Below are 14,120 nucleotides of genomic sequence, written 5' to 3' on the forward strand. Positions count from 1 at the left end.
TCAACTTTGGTGAAACTATCTCGCAGTTCCTGGAATGATGGTTTGCCCAAAAAAGACCGCGTTAAGAAACAGCTTGTTGGTGCCAAACCAGAATGCGCGGAAGTTGGCGTTGTCTGCCATGCCAATCACACGACCTTGCCCTTGTCCAGAGACTTTGATGGCAGCGGTATTTTTGATCTGATCGCGGTTGGAAGGGTGCAGGTAACCCGAAGCCAAAGGCGATTCCGGATAGACCATCACATTGGCGTATGGATTTTCGGAGATTTGGAGAAAGAGGTTATTGTCCCGGAATGAGAAAAGCTCGGCTTTGGTATAGCCATACCCCAAAGGATGGGTAATGTCCAGCTTCACGTTCATGATGGCACCTCCTGTGACCCTGGCGCCCATGGCATTTTCAAAATCGGCATAGCGTCTTTGGACTTGTTTATCCTCGTACGGAACAGTTTTGAATTTGAAGGCAGCGACTTCCTGCTGGTCAAGCCAGGACATCGCATTGCCCTGGGCTATCAGTGTACCGCCGCTTCTGACCCAGTCCTTGAGCTTTTCTGCACCGGATTTTCCGAGTTGTCCATAGCTGCCTTCCGGCATCACGATGACATTGTACCTTCCCAATTCTGCCGCGCCCACCCTGGACAGAGGCAGCAAGGTCGTAGGCATCTGCATGCGCTGGTCCAACAAATGCCAAATTTCGCCTGCCTCATTGCTGCTGACACCCCCGTCTACCAGGATGGCGATGGAAGGCTTGCTGAGGACGTCGATTTTTGGTGAACCTATATTTGCGCCTTGGGTATAGCCGGTTTGGATGCCGTGGATATCAATTCCCGTCTCTGCGGCGATTTTCGCCAAATCATTGTGCAAATCCTGCTCGCTGCGGTTGGATTGACCTCGGCTGACGAGGATGCTGCCCCGTGCCATGGGCTTTCCATCAGGGAGAACCAATGGTTCATGGCTCACTCGGACGAGGTATCCTTTTTCCATCAAGGCATACGCCGCTTTGGGTGCATAGTATTCATTCCATTCAAATAGGTAGCTGTAGCTGCCCACTTCTCCCAAGACCTCGCCTTTTTTCAACATCAGAGCGCTTTGGTTCACCTGTTCGACATTGGCAAGGTTGAGGATCTTGCTGTTGAGTGCCATGAAATCCAGATTGAAAGCCATCGGCATGGTCCAAGCCGAAACATCGTAGAACAAGCTATCTTGGAAAGTTGTGCGGGTTTCGAAGAGGGATTTGATCAGTCGGTATTGGGGCTGGTTCAGCGGCACAATGAAGGCCTTGTCTTTTTCGAACTGGACGCCATTGACGGTAATATCCTCGTTGAGTTTGAACAGGTCGATCTTGTGTTGGAGGATCATTTCTGCCAAGTGGTAAGTACGGCCGCCGTCTTCTTTTGCGCCAAAAATGTAGGCCTTGTTGGGATCCACATCGGATTCGGCTTTGGCTTCTTTGTAGAAATCCCTCAAGTATGTGTTCATTTCCACCCGCATATCCTTTGCTGCCTCGAAGGAAGAAAGTGTGCAGACAAATTGGTTACGGATCGTAAAGGCGAATGTCACCGGGCCATAGATACTCTCCTGCAAATGTCCCCGAGAAGAGGCCTGCTCAAAGAGAATCCCGACCGATCCTTGCACATCCGGATAGGTAGAGCCTTTTCCATAGTAGAAATCATCGAAATTCTCCTGCGTGTAGTACAGCGATCCGATCCTGTCCAGATACTTGGCATGGTAAAGGCCAATCTTTTCGGTGAGTTCAAAGTTCTTTTTGGGAGTCAGGGGATGGTTTCTGGCTGGCACGCCAGGCTGAAAGAAGAAGGTCGAATTGGTGCCCATTTCGTGAAAATCCAAATGGATATTGGGAAGCCACTGCTGGAACTTCGCAACGCGGTTGCGGGACTCGGGATGCTGCACGGGTAGCCAATCGCGGTTGAGGTCAAACCAATAGTGGTTGGTCCTACCCCTCGGCCAGGCCTCGTTGAGTTCGCGGTTGTTGGCATCTCCGTTCATCACGTAGCTCTTGTGGGAGTTGACCCAAGAGGCGAATCGGTTGACGCCATCGGGATTGAGCGCTGGGTCGAGGAGAATGATGATGTTGTCTAGATCAGCTGCGATCTCATTGGCTGCGGCAAAATGGTAGGCTGCAAGCAAGGATGCATTCACGGCGCTCGCTTCATTGCCGTGTACCGAATAGCCTGCCCACATCACCAAAGGCATGTTTTGAAGGTTGGGATTGGCTGCCGGGTCACGGAGTTTTTGACGCTCAGCCAGGATTTGGGGAAGTTTCCCATGGTTTGCTGGGGAAGTGATTGTCAACACGATTTGTGGACGCATCTCGTAGCTTCTGCCGATGACTTCCAATTTGACCCGATTGGAAGATGCCGCCAAAGCTTGCATGTACATCACCACTTGGTCATGCGAGGCATGCCAGTCGCCGACTTCGAAGCCGAGGATATCTTTTGGCTTGGGCACTTTGGGGTCGTAGGTATATCCTTTTGGCAAATAATAGCCCAGATCCGTTTGCGAAATACCGATGGTCTGGAGGGCAAAAAGGAGAAAGAGAGCAAGTTTCAGGCGTAAATGCATAGGATTGAAGAAATGAACCGGGGTCGATTTTAGTCCTTTTTGAGAACAAAATTCTGTACTTTCGTTTGAGAGGTAAAATTTGGATACTCTATGGTGTCCGCAGCCTCATGGATTTTCCAGTGAAAAAGTGTTTTTAAGTTTTATCAAAAAAACAAAATATGTTCGGTATCGGAATATTGGGCGTCTTGATTTATGCCTACACGATCTATGATGTGGTCAGCAGCAAGTTTGCGGGGAACAACGACAAACTCATCTGGGTGCTGATTGTCTTGTTCCTGCCCCTCTTGGGCACGGTACTGTGGTTTGTGATTGGGAGGAAGTCTGTGGTTCGGTAATGAACTATGATTGATTAAAGATTTAGTATTTCCGGTTGTCCATGGTTAAACGTGAGATGGTCTTTTGATCTGTATCCTTATGTTGTTAGATTTGGAAATATTGGCCCTGAATTGATGAAGAGTGTGAAAAATGTTTTTAATAAATATTTGGTTCTTGCAAGCAAAAAGGACCAGGAAAAGTTTTTTAGTACTGTGTTTCGGAATCCGAAGCCAAATCAGAAGTTGATTGATGCCGCCAAAAGATTTAAACTTCGAGAAATGATTCGCGAAAAAGGAGAGCTTGGTGAATAGGTTTGCAAAACCATCCAGTTTCTTTCGATTTCACTTTCCATACACCTCCCGCAGCGCAGCCTCCAACTCCGGGTTTTTGAAGTTAATCAACCGGAACTTGTTCGTTGAAAAAAAGCGACAATGTGTTATGAATCTTTAGAGCTTTTTATTCTCCAAGGCTTGTCATAATTCTCCAAAACGCTTTTTTGTTAGGCAGTCTAAATTCCACGTATCTGGTTCCAAATAACCCTTTTACACGCTTGATTTTCATTTTGCTTTTGACAATCTTTTTTTCTTTGCTATCAATGATCATCACTTTGCCACCCAGAATCAAATCTCCTCCGACGAAGAATAATTGTTCCAATATGGCTTTATCAGGATTAGAGTAATTTGAATGACCAAACATTTCCTTTCGCTCGGAATCTGAGTAGTCAAACCAATAGTCAGTCAAAGAAATTTTTTGATGATTTTCATTGAGAAGGCTCATTAAGTGATCGTGTCGTTCAAAGGACCTAAAGGACTCTAATTTCGCAGAATTGCGTGTTGCTTGAACCATTGAATCCATTTCACTTTGCTTAAAGATCACAATTGCAAATCTCTTGTGTATAATTAGGATACTTTCGTTTATCGTGTCAAAATCGGCGGAATAGAATACCTTACTTCTTATTTCCTCGTAGTTCACTTGCGCAAAAATTCGGAAAGGAATAAAGAGAAATGTCAAGAAAATCAATTTATTCATATTGCATTTGGTGAATCATCACGATTTCTTGATCAGCAAAATAGCGACTTTCATTTGTAAACCTCCCGCAGCGCAGCCTCCAACTCCGGGTATTTGAATTTAAACCCTGCTTCCTGGATTTTTTTGGAGGAAACTTTATTACCGCCAAGCACCATTTGCGCCATTTCACCCAAGGCCAGCTTCAATCCAAAAGCAGGCACACCTATACCGACATAGGATTTCCCGGCAAACTTAGCCGCGACTTTTGTCAATGAAGCATTTGTAGCGGGGTTTGGACCGACGGCATTGTAGATGCCTGAGGCTTTTTCATTTTCCAATGCCCACAAAAACATCCCCGCCAAATCCTCAATATGGATCCAACTCATCCACTGTCTGCCCGTGCCCAAAGGCGCGGTGACCGGTGGTTTCATCATTTCCTTCAGTGCACCGCCGTCCTTGTCCAGCACGATTCCTATCCGAAGCAAAACCGTCCTCAGGCCTCGGCTTGCGATCTGCTGCACGCTGTTTTCCCAGGCTTGTACAACGCTTGCCAAGAAATCGCCACCTGACTTTGAATTTTCATCCACCCATGCGTCATGGGTATCAAATCCATAGTACCCCACCGCAGATGCCGAAACGAATGCCTTTGGGACCTTGGGAGATATCCTGATTGCTTCAAGAAGGAGCGCGGTCGAGGCTGTCCTGCTGGTCAGAATCGCTGATTTGCGTTCGGCTGTCCATCTTTTCTCGGCCACACCTTCTCCGGCAAGGTGGACGATGGCGTCGGCCCAAGCAATCGCCTTTGGGTCGATGAACTGCTTTTCTACATCCCAGGCAAAGGAAAGTTGCTTGTTGCGCTTTGGGTCGCGACTAAGCCAGGCTACAGTATGTCCTTTGGATTCGAGCAGCGCGGTGATTTTTCTGCCGACCAGGCCCGACCCTCCGGTGATCAAGATTTGCTTCATGGGATTATTTATTTTCTATAAAAGCCTGCAAACCTGAAAATTGTTTTTCGAGCAATCATCTCGCCAGGTAAAAACCCAGCAGGACGGCCAATAGGCCCAATACCACGCTAACTCCGATGTAGGTGAGGGAAAGCGAAATATTTCCCTGTTGCAGCATTTGAAGGTTTTCGGAAGAGAAAGTGGAAAAGGTCGTAAACCCGCCGCAAAAGCCCGTGACCCCGAGGAGGTACCATTCTTTTGGGATCTCCGCCTGTTTGTAAATTAGCCCAAGAAATACCCCAATCAGCACACAGCCTAAGATATTGGCCATGAAAGTCCCAAGGGGAAATGTGCTCGGGATGAATTTTTGACACAACAGACTCAGCCCGTACCGGCAAATGCTTCCGATTCCTCCGCCTACACCTACGATCAGTATTTCCTTCATCCAGCTTGTGTTCAAGAAGGGCAAGTTAATCAAAATCACCTCGTGCAGACCTGTGATTTTGGACAAATGGAGCGATTGTAATGGGTGCTTGAAAACCAAACAGCGAGCGGTACGGCTAATCAAGTGCCTTCCTCATGCGGTAGTTGACCAACTCGAGGAAGTGGGATTTTTTTACTTGCTCCTCTTCTACTACAAATCCGAGGTTTTCGAAAAAATTCCTGGCCGTGATGCTCACATCGGCATAGATTGACTTGTGACCTTTTGTGCGCGCCTGATTTTCGAGTTTCCGGTAAAGGCCACGACCCACTCCTTGATGTTGGTGGTCTTTGTGTGTGAAAAGGTAATCCAAATAGCCATCCTCCCGCAGTGAACCAAACCCGATGATTTTGGTCCCGTCCACGGCCTTCACAAAGAAGTCATGCCAAATCCCATGCTGCCATTTGTCCATGGCCGAGTGCCAATATGACCAATCGTCGACTTGTTCCTTCGTATAATCCTTGATATTGACAAATTGGATCGTGTTGTAAAAAAGATCGGTGATCTCCGGGATATCCGTTTCCTTGGCGAGGTAATAGGTCCAAGGCGAATCGGTTAGCGTTTTGATATACAATCCGCTTGGATGGGCGCTGAAGCCTGCTTTCTCAAGCAGCCTTATTGAAGCATTGTTTTCTGGGGTTGGGTCGGCGACCACATGCTCGAAGCCTCCGGTGGCACGGATATCCCGTACGAGGAACTCAACCAATTTTGACCCGTACCCTTTTCCCAAAAAACTCAATTCCCCGATCAAGAAATCAATCCCCGCTGATCCCAAAGGTGCCTCAGACCAAATGCCCAAGGGTGCCAAATGGGCATCGTAATGCTGGACAAAGGCAAAAGGCTTGCCGTCCTCGACAATGAAATGATGTATCCAATCGGCATCCAAGTTGGCCTCGATCTCATGCAGCCAATCCTCGGGCACGCCAAAATACTTCCTTGCGGGCTCGGTCTGCAGCCATGTTTCGAGAAGCGGCAGATCATTCAACGTGAATTTTCGCGCAATCATGATGAAAAAAGAATCGTGTTTGCCTGATTAAATACTCGGTTTCCTTGTTCCCTTGCCCCGTCAAAAAGCGTGACGGACGATCGACTGTACCTTTCCAGTTGGCTCAAAAAGTCCCTAGTCACCTAAATCTAATTATATCTTTGGGGAAAGAAAAATTTTGGACCGAAATCCAATTTCCTTTTTCAGCCGCTTTTACAATAATTTTTCAATCACTGAATTTCTCGCTTTATTCGCCCTATGGATTTTCAATGGTTTTGGGAGGGAATCAGGCAAGGCATTGCTCAGATCACATGGCTTGAGGGGATTGCGGTATTTTTTGGAATTGCCAGCGTGATTTATTCTATCAAAAAGCATATTTGGGTATTTCCCACAGGCATGATCAGCACCCTGATCTACGTCTATATATGCCTAAAATTCAAGCTTTATGCAGATATGGGGATCAACGCTTACTATTTTTCGATGTCCATCTATGGTTGGTACTGGTGGACTCGTCCACAAAAAGAGGAGGCAGACCTTTCGGTCACCTGGCTTGACCGCATGGGTATCATTTATTCTTTGGCCCTGTTTTTTGGGTCATACGCTGTTCTCTCATTTGTGCTGAGCAACTTCACCGATTCGGATGTGCCCTATTGGGATTCCTTTACGACTGCCTCGGCCTTCGTGGGCATGTGGCTAATGGCAAAAAAGAAAGTGGAGAATTGGATTGCATGGATCGTGACCGATATCGCGTCGGTACCCCTTTATTTCTACAAAGAGCTTCTTTTGACCTCGTTCCAATATTTGTTTTTTACCGTACTCGCTGTGATCGGACTTTTTGCCTGGATCAAAGCCGCCAAAACCAACGTCAAGCAATATGCCTAAGAAGGTGGTCGTCATCGGACCTGAATCAACGGGGAAAAGCACGCTTTCCGAATCATTGGCGATGCACTTTGGATGCGATTGGGTTCCAGAATATGCGAGGGAGTATTTGGAGAATCTCGGCAGACAGTATCGATACGAGGACCTGCTCACAATCGCAAAAGGCCAAACAAATCTTGAGGATCAAATGGCTTCAAATAATGAAGGCCTACTCATATGTGATACTGACCTGCAGGTGATCAAGATTTGGAGCCAACATCGATTTGGAAAAGTTGATCCTTGGATAGAAAATCAAATCAAAGCTCGGAAATATGATCTTTACCTATTGACCAATATCGATATCCCTTGGCAAGACGATCCATTGCGTGAGCACCCCGCTCCGGAGATGCGGCAATATTTTTTTAGGAAATACCATGAGACGCTTGAAGCCTCCCGAGTTCCCTTTAATGTGGTTTCGGGTGATAAATCAGCAAGACTTCAAACGGCTATCGCTCAGGTGAAAGCCTTATTGGGGATTGAATAATCACTTGCTTTTTTTTAAATATCACCAGAAAACGACCCCACATGTTGTGTAGAAATGTGGTTTATTTTTAAGACCTTAGAAATCATTTTTGATCATTTCAGTAAACCCAAAAGACATTGACAAAATGAAAAAACTCCTATTTATCACGGCGTTTCTTTTTGCGGCGGCTGTTCATGAAAGTGCTGCACAGGACAAACCTAATCCGACCGAAGTGGCGCGGGTCACAGGCTACTTTAGCTACCTGATGCCATTGGTGAAATTCCAAGATGGCGAGAGTACCTCCAATTTCAGCGATGGATTTGCCATGGGTTTCCCGGCGGGTTTTATCTTGGCCACAAAAAGTGGACGCTACGGCTATATATTCGAGTTGGTGCCAATTATCGCCTTTGCGAATGGAACGAGCAGAATGGACAACCTGGTCTTCAATCCCGGCATCCAATTCCACATACCTGGTGGCTGGAACTTCAACGCCCTCGCTTCTTTCGAAACATCAGGTCGGTATGGAGTGACACCGGTGATATCCAAAACCCTCCGGGTGGGGGAATATACGAGCTGGTTCATGACCGTTCCGGTACCGGTCCGCTTCGGTGCCAATCGTCCGACATCATTGGAATTTGCGCTTCAGCTGGGCTTTGCGTTTTGATTATTCAATAAAACCGCCTGATTGCTAGTGCTTTCTCCAAGTATTTGACGTATCTTGTGCAAAATTTCACTTTTTACACTAAAATTAGAATACCCTCGAATAATTGAATTACCCAATGCAAATTCCAAAATTCAGTAAAGCAACGCCCTTCCAGTCAGAGCTCAGAGGGCGGATCAGATCGTATTTCAACGAACAAAAACTCAAACCAACCGGTAATCTATCCCTTTATTGGAAAGCCATTTTGTTGGTGACCTTGTTCGTTGCTACCTACGTCCATTTGGTGTTTTTTACACCGTTTTGGGCAGTAGCCTTGTTGGAGTGTATACTCCTGGGAGGTTTAGCCTCTGCAATAGGTTTCAACGTGATGCACGATGGCGCACATGGTAGCTTTAGCAGCAAAAAATGGGTCAATGAACTCGCGGGCGTGACCATCAATTTCCTAGGAGCCAATGTGTTTATGTGGAAAACCAAGCACAATGTGGCCCACCACACTTTCACCAATATTCCGGAAATGGATGATGACATGAATGCTCGGCCCTTGTTGAGGCTTTGTCCAGCACAAAAACATTACAAAATCCACCGTTACCAGCACCATTATTTTCTGTTTGTATATGCGATCCTGTACCTGTATTGGGTATTCGTGACGGACTATAAGAAATACGTGCTTCGCCGCGTGGGAGGAACTCCTATCCAACCTATGAAACTCATGGATCACGTTTCCTTTTGGGGTTTTAAGTTGCTACACCTGATTTTGTTTGTGGCCATTCCTGTTTACATGCTTGGATGGACCCCTTGGGTCATTGGATTCTTGACCTTCGGAATTTCTACCGGAATATTCCTGAGCGTGGTGTTCCAATTGGCGCATTCACTCGAGGAGACAAATTTCCCAATTCCAGATGCCGAATCCCAGCAATTGGAGGACGATTGGGCGATACATCAGTTGAAGACGACATCCAACTTTGCCACGGACAACAAGGTTTTGTCTTGGCTGGTCGGTGGGCTCAATTATCAAGTCGAGCACCATCTTTTCCCGAATGTTTCCCACGTCCATTATCCGGCGATTAGCAAGATCATCAAACAAACCTGCCAAGAATACAACATACCCTACTTGGAGCATTCCAAAATGCGCCACGCCTTTGTCTCACACGTGAACCACCTGCGGGAATTGGGTAGAGTTTAAAAGAACCCTAACCGAAAAATGTCAAAGCCAAGGCCTTAAGCTTTGGTTTTTTTTATCCCCTTTTAATCCCACGATAGTTTTTGCAACCACACAAGTAAATTCATATTACTCCTTGATGTTGCCAATTCATCATCTTTTTTCGGTTCGGAGTACTCAAGGCCTAACCAACTTGGGAATTTTTTATTGACCGATGGGTTTGAAATCTGAAACATTCCAACATAACTTTGTCACAGATCATGAGGGGTGCCTTAATACAACGGGCTGAGATCATACCCACAAGACCTGATCCGGGTAGTGCCGGCGAAGGGAAATGAGTAACCAATTGCAGTAATACTATCCAGAGTTTCTTTTCGGAGAAATGACTTAAAGTCCGCTGGCGTATGTCAGCGTTTTGCGCGCATAGGATAGGATTTCAGAATTGGATGGGTCAAACAAAAAACGAAAACCGCCCCTAGGTTTTCCGATGTTTCACCAAATCGCCGCGAGTAGCGGGACAAGTTAAAACCATGAAAAATTTATTTTTCCTTTGGGCATTATTGCTCTTGGGATCGGCTGCGATCGCGCAGTCTGCAATCACCGGCACCATCAAGAACCGAGGTGGAGAGGCTTTGGTCGGTGCTAATGTTGTCCTTTTGGGGACAGGTAGGGGTTCGACATCGGACCTAAACGGAAATTTTGAGATAAAAAACGTCCCAGCTGGCAAATACAACCTCCGTGCAAGCTTCATGGGATATGAAAGCTTCGTGCAGGAAGTTGAACTTCCGCTAGCAGAGTCCTTAGAAATTAGCCTGAATCCAAGCAGTATCCTTTCGGAGGAATTTATCGTCTACGCCACCCGCGCCTCGGAGCGTACGCCGACTACCTTCAAAACTGTCAGCAGGGAGGAAATTGCCAAACTGAACCTCGGCCAGGATATCCCTGTCCTGCTCAATTTTACGCCTTCTGTGGTGACACACTCCGATGCGGGTGCCGGAGTCGGCTACACAGGGCTAAGGATTCGTGGTTCCGACCAAACCCGGATCAATGTCACCATCAACGGTATCCCCCTTAATGATGCCGAATCCCACGGTGTATTTTGGGTCAATAAGCCGGATTTTGCGACTTCGGTCGAAAACATCCAAATCCAACGGGGCGTCGGAACATCCACCAACGGTGCAGCTACGTTCGGTGCGAGCATGAACATCCAAACGGACAAACACCAGGAAGAGGCATTTGGCGAAGTGGACAACTCTTTCGGCTCGTTCAATACTTGGCGGCATATGGTCAAAGTCGGAACAGGCCTACTCAATAATCGCTGGGCCTTTGATGCCAGGCTGTCCCAAATTACGTCTGACGGCTATATCGATCGGGCATTCTCGGATCTGCGCTCCTATTTTCTTTCGGGAGGATATTATGGAGAAAAGCACGTCGTCAAAGTCAACATGTTTTCGGGCAAAGAGCAAACCTACCAAGCCTGGGAAGGCGTACCGGAAGCCTTGTTGAAAACCAACCGGACCTTCAATGCCTATACTTACGACAATCAAACCGACAATTACCAGCAGGACCATTATCAATTGCTCTACACGGGAAATTGGAACGCGAACTGGAAGGCCAATGCCGGACTACATTACACTTACGGACGCGGTTTTTTCGAACAGTTCAGGGAAGATGACCGCTTGTCGCGGTACGGTCTGGATCCGATCGTGATAGGCAATTCGGTGATAACCCGTACCGATATCATCCGCAGAAGGTGGCTGGACAATGATTTCTACGGTGCTGTGTTCTCTTTGAACTATATCTCCGACGATTCCCGATGGAATGTCATCATGGGTGGCGGCGCCAATCGGTACGATGGGGATCATTTTGGGGAAATCATTTGGATGGGAACGGCCGGTCCAACCCAAATCCGTGATCGCTACTATGACAACAATGCGGTAAAAGACGACCTGAACCTTTATACCAAAGCGACCTATGAAGTTTCCAAGGGCTTGTTCCTGTTTGGTGACCTACAATTCCGCGGAATCAACTATCGCTTCAATGGCATCAACGACGACCGGCGGGATATCGAAGGATTCTATACGTTCCGGTTTTTCAACCCCAAATTGGGTATTTCTTACGAAAATGAATCCGGTCAAACCTGGTACGCGTCCTATGCCGTTGCCAACCGGGAACCTGTCAGAAACGACTTTACGGACAGCCAACGCGGTCAAGCACCAAAACCCGAAAACCTCCAAAACATCGAGGCGGGTATCCGTACCCAAGAGGGAAATTGGAATTACAACTTCAACTTCTTCTACATGCGGTACAGGGATCAGCTCGTCCTCACGGGCCAACTGAATGACGTGGGTGCCTATATTCGCGAAAACGTACCGAATTCATTCCGAGCCGGTATCGAGATGGACGCATCGTACCGTTTGTCGCCGAAGTGGACTTTGGCCGGTAACCTGACACTCAGCAGAAACAAAATCGACGAGTTCACGGAATATTTGGACGACTATTCCACAGACGACTTTAGACAGGAGACAATTGTCCACACCAATACGGACATTGCATTTTCCCCCAATGTTGTCGCCGCTGCGGTGATTGATTTCAGACCGTTTCCTGGATTTGAGGTCAACTTGCTCTCCAAATATGTCGGCAGGCAGTTTCTCGACAATACCCAAAACGAAGCGAGAAGCCTCAATCCTTTCATGACCCAAGACTTGAGGTTCAATTATGCGCTGCGACCAAGGTTCGTCAAAAATCTAGAATTCACCCTTTTGGTCAACAATATCTTCAACCAGCTTTACGAGCCCAACGGCTATACTTTCAGCTATTTTGTCGCAAATGAAGCAAATACCGGGCGGGAACTGGTGACGGAGAATTTCTTCTATCCCCAAGCGGGGACGAATTTCTTGGCTGGAGTAAAGTTGAAGTTTTAGGATTTTTTTAGCTGGAAGACCGATTGATACTTTTCGGCTTTCCAGCTAAATTCCTTTTAGTCCATTGTATTCATGTAATCCCTCAACAGTCCGGCACATGAAATTGCAACTATAAACTCTGTCTGAGAATCCAAGTCATTAGCAAACCAAACTGTAAATTGCTTTTTCTGGGGACCCAATTGGACCGCTCCAATAGCCCGTGCATTTTCGAAAAATTCAAATCCCTTAAGCGCCACTTCCTCGATGGTCATCAATTCGATAATTCCCTTTTTTTTACCTTCCTGATAGTTGAAGACAGGCCTTATATCGATTCGTTGGTCCCCGTTTGTCAACCATCCGGAAAAACTGGCCCCAAATTGTGCATCTAACTGTTGTGTTACAATCAACCGCCAAGCACTGTCCGTCGAAGTCGTTTCAATCAAAGCGACATAATTGTCTATCGAATGAATGATCTCAGCAGGCACCCCGATAGACCAACTTGAGTTTTCTCCGCCAAAAACAATACCTGCGCTTTCAAGCCCCTTGAAATCCATATTTCTACTGAAATTCACAACTGCTGAGTCCCCGGCTTGGGAGGCCATGAGGTAGGACCCCTTGTGATTTGAACTTGCTGTTTCTAATCTGCTAAATAGCCTCGAGTTGTACTTGGATTTTGTCCAGCCCGTTTTTCCTTCAACTACTTGATAGCTATGAAATTGGAACTTGGGAAAACTAGATAAACCCTTCCAAGTTACTGGGTAGGCCGAGCCGTTACTAAGTAGGTTTTCAGAAACAGCCATAGGGCGCTGTGCATAACAATACGTCGACAGGAAAACAAAAATGATTGCCGTAAGCGTTTTCATGGAAATTTGATGGTTCACTTTCATAATGATAAAGAATTTCTCTCGGTTGGCTAATCTTCTCAAGTTAGAGAATGATCAACCATATCACAGGAACTTGACCAATTAATTTTTGGTGAAAAACAATAATTCAATGAATTACTTTGGCAAAAAATCAGAAAACGTGTTATTGGTTTTCGGCGTGCGTAGTAAACGGTCTATTCGCCGGTATTGTTGATCAGTTTGAAATAATCCTTGAGACTCGTCAAGACCGGCATCCGAGCGTCTTCGGTTTCCAGGATCTTTAGCTTTTTACCCGAAAAATTGATCCCAAATTTCACCTCTTCATTGGATAGCAGGGGAAAAATGTTCTTCCCGAAAGCGAGATGGGCAAATTTGTCTCCACCTTCAAAACGAATCTCGCCTGAGTCTCCGTTGCCGGGATTTTCCCAGTTCACTACAATCGGAAGACTGTCATTGGGAAATTCCCAGTAGAGATAAGCTTCGTCCTTGGTTCGATTGAGAAGGATGGCTACAGGAAGGCTGGTAACTTGGCTGTTTTCGGATCGCTTGGAATGCCTATAGGCCACCATCTTCGCCTCTTTGAGGTTTTCGATATCATAGGCAATCGATCTGACATTTTTGAAAAATATCCGTTCCGCATGCGTTACCCGCATGGGTGAAGGTTCGGTTCCAGAGTTGTTGGCCCTTTTTTCATTGAAAAACGACAGACCCAGCACGAGCAATATCGAAACCAACCCGAAGATTTTCAATATTCGGACAATCTCCGGGGTCAATACTTTATCGGTATTAGAGGCTGGCATCTCGCAAGTTTGGAAAATAACTCATTTCGAATGAGGAAATGTT

13 protein-coding genes and 1 riboswitch are annotated in these 14,120 nt (G+C 46.5%); of the genes, 6 read left to right on the forward strand and 7 right to left on the reverse strand.

The features are described from left to right. Positions 1-15 precede the first annotated feature (15 nt). Positions 16-2,577: a M14 family metallopeptidase gene (locus L0U89_RS01775; protein WP_234859940.1), complete on the reverse strand. Its 2,562-nt coding sequence runs from the start codon at positions 2,575-2,577 to the stop codon at positions 16-18. A 158-nt stretch (positions 2,578-2,735) separates the two neighbouring features. On the opposite strand from L0U89_RS01775, the gene L0U89_RS01780 reads away from it, so the two are divergent. Next, a complete protein-coding gene (locus L0U89_RS01780) occupies positions 2,736-2,912 on the forward strand; it encodes a PLDc N-terminal domain-containing protein (RefSeq protein ID WP_234859941.1) in 177 nt (58 codons plus the stop codon). A 436-nt stretch (positions 2,913-3,348) separates the two neighbouring features. On the opposite strand, the gene L0U89_RS01785 is transcribed toward L0U89_RS01780, so the two are convergent. Genes L0U89_RS01785 through L0U89_RS01800 form a run of 4 tightly spaced genes read right to left on the reverse strand, consistent with a single transcriptional unit; the run spans position 3,349 to position 6,331 of the window. Then, positions 3,349-3,921 (reverse strand): hypothetical protein, encoded by a 573-nt coding sequence (locus tag L0U89_RS01785; protein WP_234859942.1) that lies wholly within the window; start codon positions 3,919-3,921, stop codon positions 3,349-3,351. Between the two features lie 50 nt (positions 3,922-3,971). Then, complete coding sequence (locus tag L0U89_RS01790) at positions 3,972-4,865, reverse strand: TIGR01777 family oxidoreductase (RefSeq protein ID WP_234859943.1); 894 nt, start codon at positions 4,863-4,865, stop codon at positions 3,972-3,974. A gap of 55 nt (positions 4,866-4,920) precedes the next feature. Further along, positions 4,921-5,355 carry a fluoride efflux transporter CrcB gene (gene crcB / locus L0U89_RS01795; protein WP_234859944.1) on the reverse strand — a complete coding sequence of 145 codons (435 nt, stop codon included), beginning with the start codon at positions 5,353-5,355 and terminating at the stop codon, positions 4,921-4,923. A 49-nt stretch (positions 5,356-5,404) separates the two neighbouring features. After that, a complete protein-coding gene (locus L0U89_RS01800) occupies positions 5,405-6,331 on the reverse strand; it encodes a GNAT family N-acetyltransferase (RefSeq protein ID WP_234859945.1) in 927 nt (308 codons plus the stop codon). Between the two features lie 237 nt (positions 6,332-6,568). On the opposite strand from L0U89_RS01800, the gene pnuC reads away from it, so the two are divergent. The 5 genes from pnuC (at position 6,569) to L0U89_RS01825 (ending at position 12,435) form a co-directional block, all read left to right on the forward strand. Beyond that, positions 6,569-7,192 (forward strand): nicotinamide riboside transporter PnuC, encoded by a 624-nt coding sequence (pnuC, locus tag L0U89_RS01805; protein WP_234859946.1) that lies wholly within the window; start codon positions 6,569-6,571, stop codon positions 7,190-7,192. After that, positions 7,185-7,712 carry an AAA family ATPase gene (locus L0U89_RS01810; protein WP_234859947.1) on the forward strand — a complete coding sequence of 176 codons (528 nt, stop codon included), beginning with the start codon at positions 7,185-7,187 and terminating at the stop codon, positions 7,710-7,712. The genes pnuC and L0U89_RS01810 overlap by 8 nt, the downstream gene beginning before the upstream one ends. A 124-nt stretch (positions 7,713-7,836) precedes the next feature. Then, positions 7,837-8,355, forward strand: a complete 519-nt coding sequence (locus L0U89_RS01815; protein ID WP_234859948.1) for a hypothetical protein — start codon at positions 7,837-7,839, stop codon at positions 8,353-8,355. A 115-nt stretch (positions 8,356-8,470) separates the two neighbouring features. Then, positions 8,471-9,535, forward strand: a complete 1,065-nt coding sequence (locus tag L0U89_RS01820; RefSeq protein WP_234859949.1) for a fatty acid desaturase family protein — start codon at positions 8,471-8,473, stop codon at positions 9,533-9,535. 229 nt (positions 9,536-9,764) lie between these two features. Beyond that, positions 9,765-9,861, forward strand: a riboswitch (TPP riboswitch). Between the two features lie 180 nt (positions 9,862-10,041). Beyond that, positions 10,042-12,435, forward strand: a complete 2,394-nt coding sequence (locus L0U89_RS01825; RefSeq protein ID WP_234859950.1) for a TonB-dependent receptor — start codon at positions 10,042-10,044, stop codon at positions 12,433-12,435. Positions 12,436-12,491: 56 nt separating this feature from the next. Here the strand turns inward: L0U89_RS01825 and L0U89_RS01830 are convergent, their stop codons facing one another. Both L0U89_RS01830 and L0U89_RS01835 read right to left on the reverse strand, forming a co-directional pair. Further along, a complete protein-coding gene (locus L0U89_RS01830; RefSeq protein WP_234859951.1) occupies positions 12,492-13,277 on the reverse strand; it encodes a hypothetical protein in 786 nt (261 codons plus the stop codon). A 194-nt stretch (positions 13,278-13,471) separates the two neighbouring features. Beyond that, entirely contained in the window at positions 13,472-14,077 is a 606-nt protein-coding gene (locus L0U89_RS01835; RefSeq protein ID WP_234859952.1) for a hypothetical protein, read from the reverse strand. Positions 14,078-14,120 lie beyond the last annotated feature (43 nt).

It is taken from the genome of Mariniradius sediminis (genome assembly GCF_021491425.1).
Lineage (GTDB): Bacteria > Bacteroidota > Bacteroidia > Cytophagales > Cyclobacteriaceae > Mariniradius > Mariniradius saccharolyticus.

Excerpts from the sequence above, each read along its gene's own strand:
- L0U89_RS01775 (WP_234859940.1), bottom strand. The coding sequence starts at position 2,577 with ATGCATTTACGCCTGAAACTTGCTCTCTTTCTCCTTTTTGCCCTCCAG.
- L0U89_RS01780 (WP_234859941.1), top strand. The coding sequence starts at position 2,736 with ATGTTCGGTATCGGAATATTGGGCGTCTTGATTTATGCCTACACGATC.
- L0U89_RS01785 (WP_234859942.1), bottom strand. The coding sequence starts at position 3,921 with ATGAATAAATTGATTTTCTTGACATTTCTCTTTATTCCTTTCCGAATT.
- L0U89_RS01790 (WP_234859943.1), bottom strand. The coding sequence starts at position 4,865 with ATGAAGCAAATCTTGATCACCGGAGGGTCGGGCCTGGTCGGCAGAAAA.
- L0U89_RS01800 (WP_234859945.1), bottom strand. The coding sequence starts at position 6,331 with ATGATTGCGCGAAAATTCACGTTGAATGATCTGCCGCTTCTCGAAACA.
- pnuC (WP_234859946.1), top strand. The coding sequence starts at position 6,569 with ATGGATTTTCAATGGTTTTGGGAGGGAATCAGGCAAGGCATTGCTCAG.
- L0U89_RS01810 (WP_234859947.1), top strand. The coding sequence starts at position 7,185 with ATGCCTAAGAAGGTGGTCGTCATCGGACCTGAATCAACGGGGAAAAGC.
- L0U89_RS01815 (WP_234859948.1), top strand. The coding sequence starts at position 7,837 with ATGAAAAAACTCCTATTTATCACGGCGTTTCTTTTTGCGGCGGCTGTT.
- L0U89_RS01820 (WP_234859949.1), top strand. The coding sequence starts at position 8,471 with ATGCAAATTCCAAAATTCAGTAAAGCAACGCCCTTCCAGTCAGAGCTC.
- L0U89_RS01825 (WP_234859950.1), top strand. The coding sequence starts at position 10,042 with ATGAAAAATTTATTTTTCCTTTGGGCATTATTGCTCTTGGGATCGGCT.
- L0U89_RS01830 (WP_234859951.1), bottom strand. The coding sequence starts at position 13,277 with ATGAAAACGCTTACGGCAATCATTTTTGTTTTCCTGTCGACGTATTGT.
- L0U89_RS01835 (WP_234859952.1), bottom strand. The coding sequence starts at position 14,077 with ATGCCAGCCTCTAATACCGATAAAGTATTGACCCCGGAGATTGTCCGA.